Below are 20,014 nucleotides of genomic sequence, written 5' to 3'. Positions count from 1 at the left end.
TGAAAGGTCTGCTTCTGTAAACAACGCCTGAAAACCTTTATAATCCGTTTTCAATAATTTTCCGATTTTGTTGACTTTATGCCGAAATTCCAGCTCAAATCCACGCTTTCCATACTTTCTCTAGCCCTGTTATCCGCCTGCTCCTTGGTGAAATACCAACCCATTGCCGGTATTGATGCAGTCGATTTGAAGCAAGGCTACCGCTTTGAAACCAGCAAACTCCAGCGTGAAGACGATGACGATACCTTAATTGTCGTCATGTTTTCAGGCGGCGGAACGCGTGCGGCGGCGTTGGGTTACGGTGTTTTGGAACAGCTCAACCAGCAGCAGGTAACCATCGGCGGCAAAAGAAAATCCTTGCTGGCCAACGTCGATGTTGTTGTCGGCGTATCCGGCGGATCGGTTTTAGCCGCCTATTTCGCATTAAAAGGCGAAGAAACCATCCCATTGTTTTACAAACGTTTCCTGCACCAAAACTTCCAACGCCAAGTCATCAAACAGGCATTTTCCATGTCCAATCTGCCCCGCCTCGCCTCCCCCGAGTACGGGCGCGGAGATTTGTTGCAGGAGCAGTTTGAAAACTATCTTTTCGGCAAAGCCACTTTCCGCGATTTGGAAAAACACGGCAAAGGCCCGTTTGCCATCATTTCCGCCACCGATATGGGCATAGGCGAACGCTTCAACTTCACGCAGGAGATGTGTATCGACTTGGGCAACCTCCGCATCGCCCGCGCCGTCGCCGCATCCAGTTCCGTCCCCATAGTCTTTGCACCGATTACCCTAAACAACAACGGCGGTCGCTGCAACTACACGCCGCCGATTAAAATCGAAGATGTAGACGACAGTGAAACAGGCAGACAACAAAGCCGCACCATAAAAGAATTTTACGAGCGCTTCCAAAAATACGCAGACGGGAAAAACCGACCCTACATCCACCTGATAGACGGCGGCCTGACCGACAATCTGGGCATGCGCAGCCTTTTGGATATGACGGAAATGTATCCGGAAAAAATCCTGACAAACAAAATCCTGCAAAACAACATCCGCCATATCGTCGTCATCAACGTCAATGCGCAAAACCAAGTCAGCAGCAATTTGGACAAAACCGCGGCCGTTCCCGGTTTCCGCGATGTCGTCTCCTCCATCATCAATATCCCCATCGACCAAAACTCGCAAGAATCCCTGCGCCGTTTCCGCGCCTTCGTCGATCAGTGGAATAAAGACAAACAAACCGACGGCATCAGCTTCTCCTTCGTCAGCCTCAACCTCAAAGACCTCCCTCCTTCCGAGTTGAGGGAAAAAGTATTGAACATTCCGACCAGTTTTTATCTGCCGCCGGAAGACGTGGACAATCTGCGTACCGCCGCAGCCGAACTGATGAAGCAATCGCTGGACTACCGCAACCTGCTGACAGAATTTGCAGCACACCACAATCCCGATGCCATCTTTGCCGAACCGCCGCCGGACGCTAAAGATTTCAAACCGTTAAACGAAAAAGAAACACAGAAACAATCTGTTCCATAAAGTATTGCTCTGTTAAAATAGACAAATAGATTTCAACCCCTTCAGACGGCCTCAGAGATAAAGGCCGTCTGAAACAAAATATCAAAAACAGAATACAACCATGACCGAAAAAAACAAGCCTATCGTTACCGATATTGACCGCCCTATCCTTGTTCCGCCCGGCGGCCATAAAAAAGTCCTGCTGCATTCCTGCTGCGCCCCGTGCAGCGGCGAAGTAATGGAAGCCCTGCTTGCCAGCGGCATCGACTACACCATTTATTTTTACAACCCCAATATCCATCCGCACAAAGAATATATGCTGCGCAAAGAAGAAAACATGCGCTTTGCGGACAAATTCGGCATCCCTTTTGTCGATAAAGACGACGACTACGAAAACGACCGCAAAGAATGGTTCGCCAAAGCCAAAGGCATGGAATTTGAACCCGAACGCGGTATCCGCTGCACCATGTGTTTCGATATGCGTTTTGAAAAAGCGGCCCAATACGCCCATGAAAACGGCTTCCATGTTTTCACCAGCTCACTGGGCATTTCACGCTGGAAAGACATGAAACAGATCAACGGCTGCGGCCATCGCGCTGCCGAGCCGTACGATGACTTGGTTTATTGGGATTTCAACTGGCGCAAAGGCGGTGGCAGCGCACGCATGATTGAAATCAGCAAGCGCGAGCATTTCTACCAACAAGAATACTGCGGTTGCGCCTACTCCCTGCGCGACTCCAATGCCCACCGCAAATCGCAAGGCCGCATCCCCATCAAGCTTGGCGTGTTGTATTACGGTGATGAATCCACCCAATACGAGCCTCAAGCCGAAAACAAAATCATTGTTGAGAAATAAATATCAAAGGCCGTCTGAAACATTCAGACGGCCTTTGTTCAAATCAGACGATTAACGGCTGCGGAATTTACCGTGATCAAAATCATCAAATGCCTGATAAGCAGCTTGGCATTGAATTTTTTGCTCGGCATAAGGTAAACCGCGGAACGCTTTTGCCGCTTTTCGGTTTTCCCTCAACTCGGCCTTGTTGCCTTTGTAGCGATACCAAGCGGCACGGCGCTCAAGGTATCTCTTGCAAGCAGGATGCAATTTGTTTTTCTTCGCATGCTGGTGTTTGCTCACATGATGGCCATGCGGTTTGGCCGCCGCTTCGGTAGAATAAGCACCTAAGCTCAATACGGCAACCGCCGCCAGTGCGGAACCTAAATTTTTCAACATTAACATGATTCGCCTCCTAAATAGTTTTTCCATTATATGTTTCGCCAGGGCACCGGCAAAACGCCCATTTTTTACATGACAAAAATGTGGTTAATTACTACATCATACTACTTGCTTTGCAAAATTTAACACTTCTTCCATTTAGACGAAACCTGAATATAAATTTCTTTATTTCATAAGCCTCTAGCCAATGTCTGGCCAAATGTGATGCAAACGCAAAATAATACCAAATCGCCACAAAGCCACATAAAATCTAGTTTAAGCCTCCCATCCCCTAATCCACACCCCGAAAAAAGCGCATTGTCAAGTCTAGTTAAACAAAGAAAAATACATTATATTGTGCCGTTCAAAGCAATCACATACCGTATCTTGTGTTTTTTAATGGGAAGACTGAACAATGAATGCAGCAACGAATATTAAAGTAACCAAACGCGACGGACGCTTGGAAGATATCAATTTAGACAAAATCCACCGCGTTGTTACTTGGGCGGCAGAAGGCTTACAAAACGTCTCCGTATCGCAAGTCGAGCTCAAATCACATATTCAGTTTTACAACGGTATCCGTACCGACGACATCCATGAGACCATCATCAAGGCCGCGGCCGACCTGATCTCACAAGATACGCCCGATTATCAGTATCTGGCCGCCCGCCTCGCCATTTTCCATCTGCGCAAAATCGCTTATGGCGAATTCGAGCCGCCTCACCTCTACGATCACGTTAAAAAACTGACCGAAGCAGGCAAATACGACCGCCACATCATCGCAGATTACAGCCGCGAAGAATTCGACGAGCTGAATGCCTATATCGACCACAGTCGCGATATGACCTTCTCTTATGCTGCGGTAAAACAGCTGGAAGGCAAATATCTGGTTCAAAACCGTGTTACCCGCCAAATTTATGAAACGCCGCAGTTTTTATACATTTTGGTGGCCATGTGTCTCTTTAGCAAATATCCGAAAGAGACCCGTTTGGATTACGTCAAACGCTTTTACGATGCCGTTTCCACATTCAAAGTATCGCTGCCTACACCTATCATGAGCGGCGTGCGTACGCCTACCCGTCAATTCTCAAGCTGCGTATTGATTGAATGCGACGACAGCCTCGACTCCATCAACGCCACCACCAGCGCGATTGTGAAATACGTTTCCCAGCGTGCAGGCATCGGCATCAATGCCGGCCGTATCCGCGGCTTGGGCAGCGAAATCCGTGGCGGTGAAGCGCAACACACCGGCTGTATCCCATTCTTCAAAATGTTCCAGGCGGCCGTTAAATCCTGCTCGCAAGGTGGCGTACGCGGCGGCGCGGCAACCTTGTTCTACCCATTGTGGCACATTGAAGCCGAAAGCCTGTTGGTATTGAAAAACAACCGCGGCGTAGAAGACAACCGTATCCGCCAACTGGACTACGGCGTGCAAATCAACCGCCTGCTGTACACCCGTTTGATTAAAGGCGGTAACATTACCCTGTTCTCGCCGAATGAAGTTCCGGGTTTGTATAATGCCTTCTTCGCCGACCAAGACGAATTCGAGCGCCTCTACACTCAATACGAACAAGATCCAAACATCCGCAAACGTACTTTGCCGGCAACAGAATTGTTTTCCACCCTGATGCAAGAACGCGCCGGTACCGGTCGTATCTACATCCAAAACGTTGACCACTGCAATACGCACAGCCCGTTTGATCCGCGCGTTGCGCCTGTTCATCAGTCCAACTTGTGCATGGAAATCGCTCTGCCGACCAAACCTTTGGACAACATCAACGATCCGAACGGCGAAATCGCCCTATGTACCTTGTCCGCCTTCAACTTAGGCGCATTGAACAACTTGGACGAACTGGAAGAACTCGCCGATTTGACCGTACGCGCACTTGATGCTCTGTTGGATTATCAAGACTATCCGGTTGCAGCCGCACGTACCGCGACCATGAACCGCCGCACGCTCGGCATCGGCGTCATCAACTACGCCTACTATCTGGCGAAAAACGGCGTACGTTACAGCGACGATTCAGCCCTCGGCCTGACCCACCGCACCTTTGAAGCCATGCAGTATTACCTGCTCAAAGCATCGGTAAACCTTGCCAAAGAATACGGCGCATGCCCGCTGTTCAACCAAACCGTTTACTCGCAAGGCAAACTGCCTATCGATACCTACAAAAAAGACTTGGATGCCGTGTGCAGCGAGCCTTTGCACTACGACTGGGAAAGCCTGCGTGCCGACATCGTCAAATACGGCCTACGCAACTCTACCCTGACCGCACTCATGCCGTCTGAAACCAGCTCGCAAATTGCCAATGCTACCAACGGCATTGAGCCTCCACGCGGCCTGGTCAGCGTTAAAGCATCAAAAGACGGTATTTTGAAACAAGTCGTACCGGAATTTGAAACCCTGAAAGATGCCTACGAAACCCTGTGGCAGCTTCCCGGCAACGAAGGCTACCTGAAACTTGTCGGCGTGATGCAGAAATTTGTCGATCAATCGATTTCCGCCAACACCGCCTACGACCCAGGTAAATTCGAAGGCAACAAAGTTTCCATGAAACAAATGCTGAAAGATCTGCTGACCGCCTACAAATACGGTGTCAAAACCCTGTACTACCACAACACCCGCGACGGTGCGGACGATACGCAGACCGATATTCAGGATGACGGCTGCGCAGGTGGGGCTTGTAAGATTTAAAACAGGTTGATTTTTGAAATATATCCAAGGCTTCTAGATAGTAGAAGGCTTTAAGGATTTTCTTAAATTAAAACCTACTACTATATGAAGCTAAGTTGTTATTTTCCAGAAAAGGAAAAATATGGATGCCATTTGGTCATTCTTAGCTGAATATAAACTTTATATTCTTTTAGCCATCACTATTTTAGCATGGCAATTTATTGATAAAATTCAATTTTTTTCATTTGGTCCAGTAACAATCTATAGAAAAGTTGACTAATTTTTAAAAAGAGATGATATATATGTCCTGCGAACACCTGACTATGTCCTATAGCACCTTTTCTAAGACCAAAAACGACGCGCTTAAAGAGCCTATGTTTTTCGGTCAGCCGGTAAATGTCGCCCGTTATGACCAGCAGAAATACGAAGTATTTGAAAAACTGATCGAAAAACAATTATCTTTCTTCTGGCGTCCGGAAGAAATCGACGTATCGCGCGACCGTATCGACTACGCCAATCTGCCCGAACACGAAAAACATATTTTCATCAGCAATCTGAAATACCAAACCTTGCTCGATTCGATCCAAGGCCGCAGTCCGAATGTTGCGTTCTTGCCTTTAGTGTCTATTCCCGAGCTTGAAACTTGGATTGAAACATGGAGCTTCAGCGAAACCATCCACTCGCGCAGCTACACTCATATCATCCGTAATATCGTGAATGATCCGTCAGTCGTGTTCGATGATATTGTGCAAAACAAATACATCATCGCCCGCGCCGAGGACATTGCCTGCTATTACGATGATTTGATTGAATACACCCAATATTACAATCTGTTGGGCGAAGGCACGCACAATGTCGGCGGCAAGCTCGTTACCGTGTCTTTGCGCGAGTTGAAGAAAAAGCTCTATCTCTGCCTGATGTGCGTCAATGTATTGGAAGCCATCCGCTTCTACGTTTCATTCGCCTGCTCGTTCGCCTTTGCCGAGCGTGAATTGATGGAAGGCAACGCTAAAATCATCAAGCTGATTGCCCGCGACGAAGCCCTGCACCTGACCAGCACCCAGCATATGCTCAACCTGATGCGTGCCGGTGCCGATGATCCTGAAATGGCTGAAATTGCGAATGAATTGCAGGACGAGTGTTTCAACCTCTTCAAAAAAGCAGCCGAGCAGGAAAAAGAGTGGGCGGCCTATCTGTTTAAAGACGGTTCGATGATTGGCCTGAATAAAGAGATTCTGGCGCAATACGTTGAATACATCACCAATCTGCGTATGCAGGCGGTCGGTCTGCCTGCCGGATTTGAAGGTGCGACCCAAAACCCGATTCCTTGGATTAACGCATGGCTGTCTTCTGACAATGTACAGGTTGCGCCGCAGGAAGTGGAAATTTCCTCTTACCTGATTGGTCAGATTGATTCGGAAGTCAATGCCGACGATTTAGGCGATTTCGAGCTGTAATCGAACATTCGGTTTTATGATCAAGGCCGTCTGAACGGTGTGGCAGAAATCTTTGATTTCGTCTTTACACCGTTTCAGACGGCCTTTCCAATCCAAACAAATCATATGGCACTCATCAGCACACACGACAAAACCTTCCAACTCCAACAAGGCGAAACCTTATTGGAGGGCTTGGAGCGCACCGGACACGAGATTGAATACCAATGTCGCAGCGGCTATTGCGGTTCATGCCGGGTCAAAATCTTGGATGGGAAAGTCTCTTATGATAATTTTCCGCTCGCTTTTGTCGCGCCCGGAGAAATTTTGCCGTGCTGCTGCCGGGTTACTGAAGACATCAAGCTTGATTGTCGTGAGCGCATCAAAGAGCCGGATTTATTTGATGTCGATTTATTTGAAGACAAATAAAAATGCCGTCTGAACATTGTGGCTGAAATCCTTGATTTCATATCCACCGTTCAGACGGCATTTTGTATGGTCAAGCTTATTTACGTTCGCCAATCGGCAAAACAGTACGGCCGAAAGATTCGTTGATAACCTCTGCCGCTGCCAAGTAGAACGCACCAAGTGCAGTTACCAAACCTAAGCAACCGCCGATATGGACGATGCTATGATTTTCCATGCCATCGCCAATACCCAGTGCAAAGAAAGTCAGTGTCAAGCAAAAGAAGATACCGCTCAATACTTTAGGCTTGGTCAAGGTAGCCACAAACATCATCAGCGAAAACATACCCCATGCGCAAAGATACCAGCCGATAAATGCCGGGGCTGTTTCACCTTTAAAAAAGATGGTAAACAAAGCCCATGTCCACCAGAAGGCGCCATAGCTGATAAAAGCGGTAAAGCCAAACGTATTACCTTTCTTGAACTCAAACATACCGGCAATAACTTGGGCGATACCACCAAAGGCGAGAGCCATGCCCAAAACTAAGCCGACACCCTCTTGAGCAGTAAAAAAGCCGCCGTTAATCAGACTGAGCAACCAAGTTGTCAATGCAAAGCCACACAGGCCTACTGGACCTGGGTTCGCTAGGTTTTCTTTAGTAGTAGTCATTTTATTTCTCCTCTGGTTATTAAAATAGGAAACCCATTGTTACCTATTTTATTTAAAATTAAAAGAAATAAATTTAAAAAAAATCAGGCCGTCTGAAAAATATTTTTCAGACGGCCTTGAATATTAATAATTAAACTATCCCAAAATCGCTAAGATTTTCCTTAATTCTTTGGCATCAATTTGGCCAGGGGCCGACGTTTTTCCTGCAGCACCAAAGGTAACGGCCGAGCCGAAAGTCGAGCCGGCCAAGCGGCTGACGGCTCCGGTTTGACCCATGGACATAGTAATAATCGGGCGGTTGATAATTTGTGAAACATCATATGTCGCCTGCAATAAAGTCAATACATCTTGCGGCGATTGCGGCATCACGGCAATTTTGCAGATATCCGCGCCCCACTCGGCCATTGTTTTCAGACGGCCTGTAATGTCTGCCAAAGACGGCGTGGATTGGAAATCGTGATTACAAAGTAAGGCGACAGTTTGATACTCATGTGCCAAGGCAATGGTTTGTTTGACGCCGCCCTCCTCGGCAAAAAGCTCGATATCGATAATATCGGCTTGTTTGGATAGGATGATTTTTTCCAATAATTCAAAATAATAGTCATCCGAACAAGGCGTATTGCCGCCCTCTTGCGCCCTTCTAAATGTAAACAGCAAAGGCTTGGCAGGAAAAGCCTGTCGGACAATGCCTAATTGCTCGGCAATAAAATCGGCATTAAGCGCTGTTTGGAAAAAATCCGCACGAAATTCAATAATGTCAAAAGCTATCTCTTTCAATACGCGCAAAGCCTGCGCCAATTCCTGCGTATTAGCAGCCACCAGCGGCACGGCAATTTTAGGTAGACCTTTGCCAATCTCGATATTTTTGATGATGACAGGTTTCATATTGTTCCTTTTTGCTGTTCAAGCCAATCAGTGCAGATGTTCGTAAATGGTTTCCGCCAATGCTTTGCTGATGCCTTCCACTTTTTCCAAATCCTCACGGCTGGCTGCAATCACGCCGCGCAGGCCGCCGAATCGGGTGAGCAATGCTTGGCGGCGTTTGCTGCCGATACCGGGGATTTCGCTGAGTGAGGAAGTAACGCGCGCTTTGTCGCGTTTTTTGCGGTGGCCTGTAATGGCAAAGCGGTGCGATTCATCGCGTACGGTTTGCAATAAATGTAAAGCCGGGCTGTTGGGCGGCAGCCGGAAAACTTCTCCGGTAAAAGGCAGTATGAGTTCTTCCATGCCGGCTTTGCGCTCGGGGCCTTTGGCGATACCGACCAAAGGAATGTGCAGCCCGAGTTCTTCCCATACCGATACGGCTACGCCGATTTGCCCTTTGCCGCCGTCAATCAACACGACATCCGGCCATTTGACGGCCTCGCCGTTGGCTTCGGCTTCCTGCATTTTGCCGTAACGGCGCGTCAACACTTCGCGCATGGCGGCGTAGTCGTCGCCGGGTTTGGCGGTCGTGATGTTGTAGCGGCGGTATTGCGAAGGCTGGATGTTTTGTTCATCGTACACAACACAAGACGCAATCGTGGCTTCGCCTTGCGTGTGGCTGATGTCGAAGCATTCGAGGCGATTGAGGCCGTCTGAATCCATGCCGAGGATTTTGGCCAGTTCGTCGATGCGGTGTTGCTGGCTGCTTTGTTGCAGGCGGCGTTGTGCAATCGCCATTTGTGCGTTTTGTTCCGCCATTTTCAACCAGACTTTGCGTTCGCCTATGGTTTTGGTGACAAATTGCATCTGTTTGCCGTGTTCGCCTTCCAAAGCCTCTTTCAGCGCATCGGGAATGGGAAAGTTGCTGATGATGATGTCGGGTTTACTTTTGCCCAGATAATGTTGGGCGACAAAGGCTTCGGCGTAATCTTGTCCGTTTGGTTCGGGATCGTTTTTGGTGTCGGGGAAGAAGCTTTTATCGCCGACGTGCCGCCCGCCGCGTATGCTGACCCAGTGTACGCAGACCAGGCCGTCTGAAACCGCCAGCGCGAGCAAATCGATATCGTTTGGATTGTTCGGATTTTTGCTGTCGATAAACTGATTACTCTGCATGATGCCGAGCGCTTGGATTTGATCGCGGTAACGGGCAGCTTCTTCAAATTGCAGGTTGGCGGCGGCGGTTTGCATTTTGTGTTGCAAGGTGCGCGTCAGCTCGTCGGTTTTGCCATTAAGGAAAGTTGCGGCTTGGCGCACGCTGTCGCGGTAGTCTTCTTCGCTGATGTGGCCGACGCAAGGCGCGGTGCAACGTTTGATTTGGTAAAGCAGACAAGGACGGTCGCGATGCTCGAATACGCTGTCTTCGCAGGTACGCAGCATAAAGACTTTTTGCAACACTTGAATGCTGTCGCGCACGGCGTTGCTGTTGGGATACGGGCCGAAATATTGATTGGGCTTTTTCAGCGTGCCGCGGTAATACGCCATCTGCGGATATTGATGGCCGCTGAGCATCAAATAAGGATAGCTTTTGTCATCGCGGAAAAGAATATTGTATTTCGGCGACAAGGCTTTGATGAAGTTGTTTTCGAGAATCAGCGCTTCGGCTTCGGAACGCGTGATGGTGGTTTCAATATGGTGAACCTGTTTTACCATCAATGCGATGCGCGGCGAATGGTCGTTTTTTTGGAAATAGCTGGAAACGCGCCGCTTGAGATTGACCGCTTTGCCGACATACAAAACATTGTTGTCTTCGTCAAAAAAACGGTACACGCCCGGCAGATTGGGCAGATTTTTCAGAAAAAGAGGTAAATCGAACGGTTCGGTTGCGCTCACGGGATTTTCTTTTGGAATAAGCAGGCCGTCTGAAAACTTTTCAGACGGCCTTTTTCATTGACGTTTAAGATTCTTGAGACGGAGTATCTTCAGCTTCTACTACTTGGTTTTCAGCTGCATCGGTTTCTAAAGCGGCTTCATCTTCAGCCTCTTCGGCCACGCGTTCCAAGCTGACCAAGGTTTCGCCTTCATCCAGATTAATCAGGCGGACACCTGCGGCAGCACGGCCGGTCTCGCGGATTTGCTCAACTTTGGTACGAATCAGGACGCCGCCGCTGGTAATCAGCATCAGGTCGTCGGTTTCGCTGACCAAAGTCGCGGCAACCAAATCGCCGTTGCGTTCGCCGGTATTAATGGCGATATTGCCTTGGCCGCCTTTGTTTTTACGGCTGTAATCGGCAATCGGGGTACGTTTGCCATAGCCGTTGGCCGTAGCGGTCAATACTTGCAAATCACTTTGCTCGGCTTCGGGGGCGAAGGTAATCAGGCTGACAATCTTGCCATCGGCCGGCAGGCGCATACCGCGCAGGCCACCGCTGCCGCGACCGGACGGACGGACACCGTGTTTGCCGCTTGGCAATGCGTTTTCGGCATTTTCATCATCCAGGCCATCTGAATCTTCGTTTTCGGTTTCGATATCGGCATCTTCTGCATCATCGTTACCGGATTTTTCCCAATATTCGTTAAAGCGGATGGCTTTGCCCAAGTTGGAGAACAACATAATATCGTCCGCGCCGCCGGTTTGCGCTGCACCGACCAAGTAATCGCCTTCTTTAAGCGCGATGGCTTTGATGCCTTGGCTGCGGACGTTTTTAAACGCAGACAGCTGGACTTTTTTCACCATGCCTTGTGCGGTAGCGAAGAAGACGTATTGGTCTTCCGGGAACTCGCGGACGGCCAAGATGGCGCTGACTTTTTCGCCTTCTTCCAATTGGATGACGTTGTTAATCGGACGGCCACGGCTGTTACGGCCGCCTTCCGGCAGTTTGTAAACCTTAATCCAGTGGCACTTGCCCAAATTGGTGAAGCACATCAAATAATCATGCGTATTGGCAACAAACAAGGTTTCGATAAAGTCTTCGTCTTTGGTGGCCGCTGCCTGTTTACCGCGGCCGCCGCGACGCTGCGCCTGATAATCGGTTGTCGGCTGGGTTTTGATATAGCCGCCATGAGTCAGGGTAACGACCATTTCGCGTTGCGGAATCAGGTCTTCATCGGCGATATCACCGCCAAACGGATTGATTTCGCTGCGACGCTCGTCGCCGAAGTTGGCTTTAATGTCTGCCAATTCTTCGCGGATGATTTGGGTAACGCGTTCAGGTTTGGAAAGAATATCCACGAAATCAATAATTTTACTCATCAGATTTTTATATTCGCCGACAATTTCTTCCTGATCAAGGCCTGTCAGGTTGCGCAGGCTCATGCGCAGGATGGCATCGGCTTGCAATTCGCTCAGATAATAGCCTTGGCTGTGCAGACCCAAATTTTCAGGCAAGCCTTCAGGACGCATCATGTGCAGGTCCAAATCCGTACGGCTGAGCATATCTTCAACCAAGCTGCTGCGCCATGGGCGGGACAGCAGTTTTTCTTTGGCTTCCGGCGCATTGGCAGATTCTTTGATCAGACGGATGATTTCGTCGATATTGGACAAGGCAACTGCTTTACCTTCGGCAATATGACCTTCATGACGCGCTTTTTTCAGGCGGAATAAAGTACGACGGGTAACGACTTCGCGACGGTGGCGCAGGAATTCGGACAGGATTTGTTTCAGGTTCAACAAACGCGGCTGGCCGTCAACCAAGGCCACCATGTTGATACCGAAGCTGTCTTGCAGCTGGGTCAGTTTGTAGAGTTGGTTCAAAACGACTTCGGCATTTTCATTGCGTTTCAATTCGATTACCACACGCATACCGGATTTGTCGGACTCGTCGCGCAGGTCGGATATGCCTTCCAGCGTTTTTTCGCGTACCAATTCGCCGATTTTCTCAACCAGCTTGGCTTTGTTTACTTGATATGGGATTTCATCAATTACAATGGCTTCGCGCTCGCCGTTTTTGCCGATAGGCTCGATATGGGTTTTACCGCGCATGACCACGCGGCCACGGCCGGTTTTATAGCCTTCGCGCACGCCGCTCAATCCGTAAATAGTTGCGCCGGTCGGGAAATCGGGCGCTTGGATGATGTTGATCAGCTCGTCGATTTCAGTTTCAGGCTCATCCAACAAACGCAGGCAGGCATTGATGGTATCGCCCAAATTGTGCGGCGGGATATTGGTTGCCATACCGACGGCAATACCGGATGAACCGTTTACCAACAATGCAGGGAAACGGGTCGGCAATACCAGCGGCTCATGTTCGCTGCCGTCATAGTTGGGACCGAAATTGACGGTTTCTTCTTCGATATCCGCCAGCATTTCATGGGAAATTTTTTCCATGCGGATTTCGGTATAACGCATGGCTGCCGCGGCCAAGCCATCGATAGAGCCGAAGTTGCCCTGACCGTCGATCAACACATAACGCATGGAGAAATCTTGCGCCATACGGACGATGGTGTCGTAAACGGCCGTATCACCGTGGGGGTGGTATTTACCGATAACGTCACCGACGATACGCGCCGATTTTTTATAGGCGGAATTCCAGTTGTTTTTCAACTCGTGCATCGCGTACAACACGCGGCGGTGTACCGGCTTGAGACCGTCGCGGACATCCGGCAGGGCTCGACCCACAATCACGCTCATGGCGTAATCGAGGTAGCTCTTGCGCATTTCGTCTTCAAGGCTGACAGGCAGGGTTTCAAGTGCAAATTTATGGTCGTTGCGGATGGTTGCGTCGGTCATGATTATCTGTAATTTCGTATGGCAAAAATCTTGTTGATTCTACCACAAAACAAGCAGTTTATGGCTTTTGCGTGAAGGCCGTCTGAAACAGGATTTCAGACGGCCTTCATTATTTAATAAATTCAATTTAGTTGCAGCCAGAATCTTCGTTCGCAGCCTGCAAACTCAACTCTTTACGCTTTTTAGCCCTTTCATAACGGCAACGTTGGCGCGGTGTATTGATTTCCAAAGGCGGTACAGGAACCGGCTTACCGTCTTCAACGGCAACCATGGTGAAGTAGCAGCTGTTGGTATGACGCACTTTGCCGGTGTGGATGTTTTGCGCCTCAACCCGAATACCGACTTCCATAGAAGTGCGGCCTGTGTAGTTGATACTGGCGTAAAAGGTTACCAGTTCGCCGACATGAATAGGCTCTTTAAACAATACTTTATCAACAGACAGAGTAACGCAATAGGTACCGCTGTAACGGCAGGCGCAGGAATATGCCACTTGGTCGAGCAGGCGCAAAAGATCGCCGCCGTGAACATTGCCGCTGAAGTTTGCCGTATAAGGCATCATCAGCTCGGACATGATCAGTTCATGGGAAGGAAGTTGGCGTTCCGGTTTCATCGTTTATTCTCCTTTTGATATTTATTTTTAAATTGTCTGAAAACTTCAGACTGCACGTGTGCAAAATTATTCTACCGTTTTTAATCGTTGAATTTCAACCCATTGCCTTCCTGTTTACAGCCATTTTCTACGTGAGAAGAAAATCAGCAGTCCGATAATGATGCACAGCATCACACCCAAAACCATGAAATAGCCGTAATGCCAATGCAGCTCGGGCATATTGTCAAAGTTCATGCCGTAGATGCCGGTGATGACGGTCAGCGGCATAAAGATGATGGTAATAACCGTCAACACGCGCATTTGCTGGTTCATGCGGTTGGATTGGAAGGAAAGATAAATGTCCATCATGCTCAACACCATATCACGCGAGGCATCAAGCGATTCGATAAGCTGCATATTGTGGTCGTACACGTCGCGCAGATAGACGGTCGATTCGCCTTTGAAAATGGCAAAATCGCCGCGCACGGCCAGTTGGTAAAACACATCACGCAAGGGCAAAAGCGTTCGGCGCAGGCGGACGGCATCGCGCTTGAGGCGGTGAATCTTACTGAGAATATCGCTGTTTTCATTTTTAAACAGGGACTTGTCTATGGTTTCAAAACGGTTGTTGTATGATTCCAAAACGATAAAATAGTCGTCCACAATACGGTCAAGCAGGCAATAAGCAAGAAACGCCGTATTTTTGTTCAAAATATTGTGCGGATTTTCATGCATCTGCCGGCGGAGATGGCTGAACAAGCCCAACGGTTTTTGTTGGAAAGACAACACAAAATCTTTGCCGATAATCACATACACTTGATCAGAATGGAGCTTGCCTGTGGTGGTGTAATGGTAAACCTGTGCAGCAGTAAACACATAGTTGCCGTAGTCTTCGATTTTCGGGCGCTGCTTGCGGCTGAGAATATCCTCAATAACCAGCTCATGGATGCCGTAAGGCTCAAGCGCGTGTTTGAGCAAAGCAGCATCATTGATGCCGACAAAATGCAGCCAGTTGATTTGGCCTTCTTGCGGGCGTGCAATATCGGGCAAAGCCTTTCCGGCAAGATAATCATGCTGAACAAAGGTATCGGCGGAATATAAGGTTTGATGAATGGCAGAACGCGGCGCATTGTCCGTGTTGCTGCGCTGCATGGCCTGCTCTTGCAGATTGTCGTTTGTCTCAACAGGATTGGCTGGTTTATTCATAAAAAGAAATCATGTTTATTGGTTTGAATGGATTGTACAGACATAAAAAGCCGTCTGAAAACTGATTTTCAGACGGCCTGATGACATTGATTAATGTTTTATTAGGCTTGAGGCGCTGTTTGTTCCAACTCTAATGCGGCAGCGAGCAAGGACAAGCGTGCCATTACGCCGTAAACGTAAAGGCGGTTGTGTTCGTTGTCCACGTCGCAGTCTTTCTCGGAGCGCGGCATACCGAGCGAGTCCCATTGTTCGAATACGCGTTTGCAGGCTTCGGGGGCTTCTTGGGAGTTGTCGCCGCTGCCGGTGGGGATGCTGTTGGACAGCGGGACGAATACCATACCGCCGGCGTTGAGATTTTCGTCCGCGCCGCGTCCTTCGTGTACACGAAAGAAGCCGCCGATGACAAAACGGTCCATCATATACACGACAGGTTCGCTGACGGCGCCGTTCATGGTTTCATAGGTATAAATACCTTCTTGGACAATGACTTCGCTGACTTCCAAACCTTCTTTGACTTTCGCCATTTTATTGCGGTTTTTACGGTTCAATCCGCGCACTTCATCGGCTGATTTAACGCTCATCACGCCCATGCCGTAAGTGCCTGCGTCGGCTTTGACAATCACGAAAGGCTGGTCGGCAATACCCAATTCATCGTATTTGGCTTGAATTTTCGCCAATACGCGCTCTACCGCCCCTGCCAACGCGTCCTCGCCTTCGCGCTCTTGGAAATCCAAACCGCTGATTTTTTCAAAATAAGGATTGATTTGCCATTCGTCGATGTCAATCAGCTTGGCAAATTCGGCGGCAACTTGGTTGTATGCACTGAAATGTTCTGTTTTGCGGCGCGTCGTCCAACCGCCGTGCAATGGAGGCAATACGGTTTGGCTGATGCCTTTGAGAATATCGGGAACGCCGGCGGACAAGTCGTTATTCAACAAAACAACGCAAGGCGAAAAACCGTCGGCAAGGTGGACGCGCTCGCGGGTACGCAATAGAGGCTCCAGCAGGATTTTGTCGCCCAAGGCAGTTTCAAACTCAGTCGGCTCGGTTATCTCAGGATTCAGGCTGCCCAAACGGACTTCATACCCTGCCGAACGCAAAATCTCGCTGAGTGCGTAAACGTTTTGAAGATAGAATGTGTTGCGTGTGTGGTTTTCAGGAATAATCAATACGGATTTTGCCGTTTCACAGGCGCGCTGTACCGCATCTTGCACGGCAACCGCCGCCAGCGGGATAAAGTTTGGATTCAAATTATTGAAGCCGCCCGGAAACAAATTCATATCGATAGATGAAATTTTGTAACCGGCATTGCGGATGTCAACCGAACCATAAAACGGCGGACGGTGTTCGTTCCAATGCGAACGAAACCATGCTTCGATTTTGGCATGATTGGCAAGAATTTTTCTCTCGAATTCCTGAAATTGAGTCAGGTACTCAGGAGCCAGAACCGGTAATTTCATTCTCTATACCTCTTGGTAAATGTGGATATTGAGTGAGAATGATAGAACTTTTTAGTGCATTTCGACAAGCATTCTTTCAGATAAAATGCATCTTTTTGTCAACAATTCTACAATTTGTCTAATTTTCAATAAGAATTTTTGAAACTTTACGACAAATTTTAAAAATTGGACAAATTTCTATTGCACAGCCCCTATAAAAAGCCTAAAATCCGCCCATAAACACAAACCATCATTCATACTTACCAATTAGCAAAGAAACTCATCATGAGCGCACAAACCCTTTACGATAAACTTTGGAACAGCCACGTCGTCCGCGAAGAAGAAGACGGCACTGTCCTGCTTTACATCGACCGTCATTTGGTTCACGAAGTTACCAGCCCGCAGGCATTTGAAGGCTTGAAAATGGCCGGCCGCAAACTCTGGCGTATCGACAGCGTAGTCTCCACCGCCGACCACAATACCCCGACCGGCGACTGGGACAAAGGTATCCAAGACCCGATTTCCAAACTGCAAGTCGATACTTTGGACAAAAACATTAAAGAGTTTGGCGCACTCGCCTACTTCCCGTTTATGGATAAAGGCCAAGGCATCGTGCACGTTATGGGCCCGGAACAAGGTGCCACCCTGCCCGGCATGACCGTTGTCTGCGGCGACTCGCACACTTCTACCCACGGCGCATTCGGCGCATTGGCGCACGGTATCGGTACTTCCGAAGTCGAACATACCATGGCAACCCAGTGTATTACCGCGAAAAAATCCAAATCCATGCTGATTTCCGTTGAAGGCCGTCTGAAACCCGGTGTTACCGCTAAAGACGTAGCGCTTTACATCATCGGTCAAATCGGTACGGCCGGTGGTACGGGCTACGCCATTGAGTTTGGCGGCGAAGCCATCCGCAGCCTTTCTATGGAAGGCCGCATGACCCTGTGTAATATGGCGATCGAAGCCGGTGCGCGCTCAGGCATGGTTGCCGTCGACCAAACCACCATCGACTATGTAAAAGGCAAACCTTTCGCACCTAAAGGCGAAGCATGGGACAAAGCCGTCGAATACTGGCGCACGCTGGTGTCTGACGAAGGCGCAGTTTTTGATAAGGAATACCACTTCAAAGCCGAAGACATCGAGCCCCAAGTAACCTGGGGCACATCGCCCGAAATGGTTTTGGACATCAGCGGGAAAGTGCCTAATCCTGCCGAAGAAGCCGATCCGGTCAAACGCAGCGGCATGGAACGCGCCCTCGAATACATGGGCTTGGAAGCGGGTACGCCATTGAACGAAATCCCTGTCGATATCGTCTTTATCGGCTCTTGTACCAACAGCCGTATCGAAGATTTGCGTGAAGCCGCCGCTATCGCCAAAGGCCGCAAAAAAGCGGACAATGTACAACGCGTGTTAATCGTTCCCGGCTCCGGTTTGGTTAAAGAGCAAGCAGAAAAAGAAGGCTTGCACGAAGTATTTATCGAAGCCGGTTTTGAATGGCGCGAGCCGGGCTGCTCTATGTGCCTCGCAATGAATGCCGACCGCCTGACCCCGGGACAACGTTGCGCCTCTACTTCCAACCGTAACTTTGAAGGCCGTCAAGGCAACGGCGGACGCACCCACCTCGTCAGCCCCGCCATGGCAGCCGCAGCCGCGGTTACCGGCCACTTTACCGACATCCGCACTATGGCTTAAAGTATTTTCAGACGGCCTTTATTGATCAGGCCGTCTGAAACAATACCTTGCTCAAGTAAGTTTTCCTATTGTATTGCGAAAAACGTCTGAAAACCTTCTTAATCATTGATAACTTGAAAGGAATCTACTATGAAAAAACTGTTTGCATTGGCTGCCGCAGCCTTCATCCTGACCGCTTGTTCCAGCACTTGGTTCGGCGCAAAAGAAGACACCAACCGCAACTGGGATAAAACCAAAGAAACTGCAGAACGTGTAGCCGACAAAACCAAAGAAACCGCTGAACGCGTAGCCGATAAAACTGAAGAAGCCGTTAAAAAAGGCGGCAATGCAGTAGGCCGCGGCATGAGCCATGTTGGAGAAAAAATCGAAGCCGCTACCGAATAATTCGGTAAATCAGGCCGTCTGAAGCTCCTGACTCCGTTTCAGACGACCTGATACATTATTAATTTTTCAGACATTTTCACGATTCCAATCAAAGGAAGAAACAATGAGTAATCCGTCAAGCTGGTTTGGTATTCACGCTCATGATTTGGATCGCGCCAAAGCCTTTTACGAATCCGTATTCGGCAAGCCCCTGCAAGACGTTGGCGGCAACGGATTCCGTTTCATCATTTTCCCAGCCGATTACACCCAACACGGCACGGCCGGCATGATTTGGCACGACAGCAATGCCCAACCCGGCCACGGTGGAACGACCATTTTCTTCAATTGCCCGGATTGTGCCGAAACCGCAGAAAAAGCCGTTGCAGCAGGCGGCAAACTGTTACAAGAGAAATTCCGCATTGCCAACGGCTTTGCAGCATTTATCGAAGATACAGAAGGCAACCGAATCGGTTTGCACAGCACGCGCTAACCCGAATAGCCATAAAATTTCCCATTATTACTATAAGAATCTGACATGAAAGCCTTTACCAAAATCACCGCCATTGTCGCCCCGCTCGACCGCAGCAATGTCGATACCGACGCCATCATCCCCAAACAATTTCTGAAATCCATCAAACGCAGCGGCTTCGGCCCTAATGCCTTTGACGAATGGCGTTACCTCGACCACGGCGAACCGGGCATGGACAACAGCAAACGCCCGCTGAACCCCGATTTCTCCCTGAACCAACCACGCTATCAAGGCGCGCAAATCCTGTTGACGCGCAAAAACTTCGGCTGCGGCTCTTCACGCGAACACGCCCCTTGGGCATTGGACGACTACGGCTTCCGCGCCGTTATCGCCCCCAGCTTCGCCGACATCTTCTTCAACAACTGCTACAAAAACGGCCTTTTGCCTATCGTTTTGACAGAAGAACAGGTTGACCAGCTTTTCAAAGAAGTTGAAGCCAATGAAGGCTATCAGCTCTCCATCGACCTTGCCGAGCAAACCCTGACCACCCCTAGCGGTGAAACATTTACATTCGATATTACCGAACACCGCAAACACTGCCTCTTAAACGGCTTGGACGAAATCGGCCTAACCCTGCAACACGCTGACGAAATTCACGCCTTCGAAGAAAAACGCCGTCAAAGCCAGCCTTGGCTGTTTAACGGTTGATATACAAAAGGCCGTCTGAAAAATGTAAGTGTTTCAGACGGCCTTTACTGAATG

Annotated in this window: 18 protein-coding genes; 10 read left to right on the top strand and 8 right to left on the bottom strand. The window is 49.1% G+C overall.

What is annotated here, in order from left to right; genetic code table 11:
• Positions 1-78 precede the first annotated feature (78 nt).
• Together HMPREF2661_RS01220 and HMPREF2661_RS01215 are read left to right on the top strand one after the other, a co-directional pair.
• Positions 79-1,524, top strand: a complete 1,446-nt coding sequence (locus tag HMPREF2661_RS01220) for a patatin-like phospholipase family protein (RefSeq protein ID WP_070822138.1) — start codon at positions 79-81, stop codon at positions 1,522-1,524.
• A gap of 100 nt (positions 1,525-1,624) precedes the next feature.
• Positions 1,625-2,359 (top strand): epoxyqueuosine reductase QueH, encoded by a 735-nt coding sequence (locus tag HMPREF2661_RS01215; protein ID WP_070822137.1) that lies wholly within the window; start codon positions 1,625-1,627, stop codon positions 2,357-2,359.
• A 51-nt stretch (positions 2,360-2,410) separates the two neighbouring features.
• On the opposite strand, the gene HMPREF2661_RS01210 is transcribed toward HMPREF2661_RS01215, so the two are convergent.
• The gene (locus HMPREF2661_RS01210) at positions 2,411-2,743 is read right to left on the bottom strand and encodes a hypothetical protein (RefSeq protein ID WP_049322409.1); all 333 of its coding nucleotides are present in this window, start codon (positions 2,741-2,743) and stop codon (positions 2,411-2,413) included.
• A 391-nt stretch (positions 2,744-3,134) separates the two neighbouring features.
• Between HMPREF2661_RS01210 and nrdA the strand changes: the two genes are divergently transcribed.
• The 4 genes from nrdA (at position 3,135) to yfaE (ending at position 7,255) form a co-directional block, all read left to right on the top strand.
• On the top strand, positions 3,135-5,414 hold the full coding sequence (gene nrdA / locus HMPREF2661_RS01205; protein WP_049359046.1) for a class 1a ribonucleoside-diphosphate reductase subunit alpha: 2,280 nt from the start codon (positions 3,135-3,137) through the stop codon (positions 5,412-5,414).
• A 121-nt stretch (positions 5,415-5,535) separates the two neighbouring features.
• On the top strand, positions 5,536-5,673 hold the full coding sequence (locus HMPREF2661_RS11560; protein WP_162837462.1) for a hypothetical protein: 138 nt from the start codon (positions 5,536-5,538) through the stop codon (positions 5,671-5,673).
• Positions 5,674-5,716: 43 nt separating this feature from the next.
• Positions 5,717-6,850 (top strand): class Ia ribonucleoside-diphosphate reductase subunit beta, encoded by a 1,134-nt coding sequence (nrdB, locus tag HMPREF2661_RS01200; RefSeq protein ID WP_107831932.1) that lies wholly within the window; start codon positions 5,717-5,719, stop codon positions 6,848-6,850.
• A 105-nt stretch (positions 6,851-6,955) separates the two neighbouring features.
• On the top strand, positions 6,956-7,255 hold the full coding sequence (yfaE, locus tag HMPREF2661_RS01195; RefSeq protein ID WP_049322411.1) for a class I ribonucleotide reductase maintenance protein YfaE: 300 nt from the start codon (positions 6,956-6,958) through the stop codon (positions 7,253-7,255).
• A 76-nt stretch (positions 7,256-7,331) separates the two neighbouring features.
• Here yfaE and HMPREF2661_RS01190 read toward each other — a convergent pair whose 3' ends face one another.
• The 7 genes from HMPREF2661_RS01190 to gshA all read right to left on the bottom strand — a co-directional run bounded on the left by HMPREF2661_RS01190 (position 7,332) and on the right by gshA (position 16,746).
• Complete coding sequence (locus HMPREF2661_RS01190) at positions 7,332-7,901, bottom strand: acetate uptake transporter (RefSeq protein ID WP_070644792.1); 570 nt, start codon at positions 7,899-7,901, stop codon at positions 7,332-7,334.
• Between the two features lie 135 nt (positions 7,902-8,036).
• On the bottom strand, positions 8,037-8,786 hold the full coding sequence (gene aroD, locus HMPREF2661_RS01185) for a type I 3-dehydroquinate dehydratase (RefSeq protein ID WP_070822136.1): 750 nt from the start codon (positions 8,784-8,786) through the stop codon (positions 8,037-8,039).
• A 27-nt stretch (positions 8,787-8,813) separates the two neighbouring features.
• Positions 8,814-10,655, bottom strand: a complete 1,842-nt coding sequence (gene uvrC, locus HMPREF2661_RS01180) for an excinuclease ABC subunit UvrC (protein WP_070822135.1) — start codon at positions 10,653-10,655, stop codon at positions 8,814-8,816.
• A 64-nt stretch (positions 10,656-10,719) separates the two neighbouring features.
• Positions 10,720-13,491 carry a DNA gyrase subunit A gene (gyrA, locus tag HMPREF2661_RS01175; protein WP_070822134.1) on the bottom strand — a complete coding sequence of 924 codons (2,772 nt, stop codon included), beginning with the start codon at positions 13,489-13,491 and terminating at the stop codon, positions 10,720-10,722.
• Between the two features lie 127 nt (positions 13,492-13,618).
• Positions 13,619-14,101: an acyl-CoA thioesterase gene (locus tag HMPREF2661_RS01170; protein WP_036490948.1), complete on the bottom strand. Its 483-nt coding sequence runs from the start codon at positions 14,099-14,101 to the stop codon at positions 13,619-13,621.
• Between the two features lie 114 nt (positions 14,102-14,215).
• Positions 14,216-15,286, bottom strand: coding sequence for a magnesium/cobalt transporter CorA (corA, locus tag HMPREF2661_RS01165; RefSeq protein WP_049322415.1), 1,071 nt, complete (start codon positions 15,284-15,286; stop codon positions 14,216-14,218).
• Between the two features lie 101 nt (positions 15,287-15,387).
• Complete coding sequence (gshA, locus tag HMPREF2661_RS01160; protein ID WP_049322416.1) at positions 15,388-16,746, bottom strand: glutamate--cysteine ligase; 1,359 nt, start codon at positions 16,744-16,746, stop codon at positions 15,388-15,390.
• Positions 16,747-17,010: 264 nt separating this feature from the next.
• Between gshA and leuC the strand changes: the two genes are divergently transcribed.
• The 4 genes from leuC to leuD all read left to right on the top strand — a co-directional run bounded on the left by leuC (position 17,011) and on the right by leuD (position 19,960).
• On the top strand, positions 17,011-18,420 hold the full coding sequence (gene leuC, locus HMPREF2661_RS01155; protein WP_049343582.1) for a 3-isopropylmalate dehydratase large subunit: 1,410 nt from the start codon (positions 17,011-17,013) through the stop codon (positions 18,418-18,420).
• Positions 18,421-18,549: 129 nt separating this feature from the next.
• Positions 18,550-18,804: a hypothetical protein gene (locus HMPREF2661_RS01150; protein ID WP_070822133.1), complete on the top strand. Its 255-nt coding sequence runs from the start codon at positions 18,550-18,552 to the stop codon at positions 18,802-18,804.
• Positions 18,805-18,907: 103 nt separating this feature from the next.
• A complete protein-coding gene (locus HMPREF2661_RS01145; RefSeq protein ID WP_049331002.1) occupies positions 18,908-19,273 on the top strand; it encodes a VOC family protein in 366 nt (121 codons plus the stop codon).
• Positions 19,274-19,318: 45 nt separating this feature from the next.
• Complete coding sequence (gene leuD, locus HMPREF2661_RS01140) at positions 19,319-19,960, top strand: 3-isopropylmalate dehydratase small subunit (RefSeq protein ID WP_003677355.1); 642 nt, start codon at positions 19,319-19,321, stop codon at positions 19,958-19,960.
• The last annotated feature ends 54 nt before the right edge of the window (positions 19,961-20,014 follow it).

The sequence above is a fragment of the Neisseria sp. HMSC061B04 genome (assembly GCF_001836705.1).
In the GTDB taxonomy this organism is placed as follows: domain Bacteria; phylum Pseudomonadota; class Gammaproteobacteria; order Burkholderiales; family Neisseriaceae; genus Neisseria.
Note: the sequence above shows the minus strand (reverse complement) of the source record. Positions and strands in the feature narration are given on the sequence as shown.

What these genes read in the sequence shown, in the direction of transcription:
- gyrA (WP_070822134.1), bottom strand. Translation starts at nt 13,491, where the DNA reads ATGACCGACGCAACCATCCGCAACGACCATAAATTTGCACTTGAAACC.
- nrdB (WP_107831932.1), top strand. Translation starts at nt 5,717, where the DNA reads ATGTCCTATAGCACCTTTTCTAAGACCAAAAACGACGCGCTTAAAGAG.
- HMPREF2661_RS11560 (WP_162837462.1), top strand. Translation starts at nt 5,536, where the DNA reads ATGGATGCCATTTGGTCATTCTTAGCTGAATATAAACTTTATATTCTT.
- leuC (WP_049343582.1), top strand. Translation starts at nt 17,011, where the DNA reads ATGAGCGCACAAACCCTTTACGATAAACTTTGGAACAGCCACGTCGTC.
- HMPREF2661_RS01150 (WP_070822133.1), top strand. Translation starts at nt 18,550, where the DNA reads ATGAAAAAACTGTTTGCATTGGCTGCCGCAGCCTTCATCCTGACCGCT.
- HMPREF2661_RS01210 (WP_049322409.1), bottom strand. Translation starts at nt 2,743, where the DNA reads ATGTTAATGTTGAAAAATTTAGGTTCCGCACTGGCGGCGGTTGCCGTA.
- corA (WP_049322415.1), bottom strand. Translation starts at nt 15,286, where the DNA reads ATGAATAAACCAGCCAATCCTGTTGAGACAAACGACAATCTGCAAGAG.
- nrdA (WP_049359046.1), top strand. Translation starts at nt 3,135, where the DNA reads ATGAATGCAGCAACGAATATTAAAGTAACCAAACGCGACGGACGCTTG.
- gshA (WP_049322416.1), bottom strand. Translation starts at nt 16,746, where the DNA reads ATGAAATTACCGGTTCTGGCTCCTGAGTACCTGACTCAATTTCAGGAA.
- HMPREF2661_RS01190 (WP_070644792.1), bottom strand. Translation starts at nt 7,901, where the DNA reads ATGACTACTACTAAAGAAAACCTAGCGAACCCAGGTCCAGTAGGCCTG.
- HMPREF2661_RS01215 (WP_070822137.1), top strand. Translation starts at nt 1,625, where the DNA reads ATGACCGAAAAAAACAAGCCTATCGTTACCGATATTGACCGCCCTATC.
- leuD (WP_003677355.1), top strand. Translation starts at nt 19,319, where the DNA reads ATGAAAGCCTTTACCAAAATCACCGCCATTGTCGCCCCGCTCGACCGC.
- HMPREF2661_RS01220 (WP_070822138.1), top strand. Translation starts at nt 79, where the DNA reads ATGCCGAAATTCCAGCTCAAATCCACGCTTTCCATACTTTCTCTAGCC.
- yfaE (WP_049322411.1), top strand. Translation starts at nt 6,956, where the DNA reads ATGGCACTCATCAGCACACACGACAAAACCTTCCAACTCCAACAAGGC.
- HMPREF2661_RS01145 (WP_049331002.1), top strand. Translation starts at nt 18,908, where the DNA reads ATGAGTAATCCGTCAAGCTGGTTTGGTATTCACGCTCATGATTTGGAT.
- HMPREF2661_RS01170 (WP_036490948.1), bottom strand. Translation starts at nt 14,101, where the DNA reads ATGAAACCGGAACGCCAACTTCCTTCCCATGAACTGATCATGTCCGAG.
- aroD (WP_070822136.1), bottom strand. Translation starts at nt 8,786, where the DNA reads ATGAAACCTGTCATCATCAAAAATATCGAGATTGGCAAAGGTCTACCT.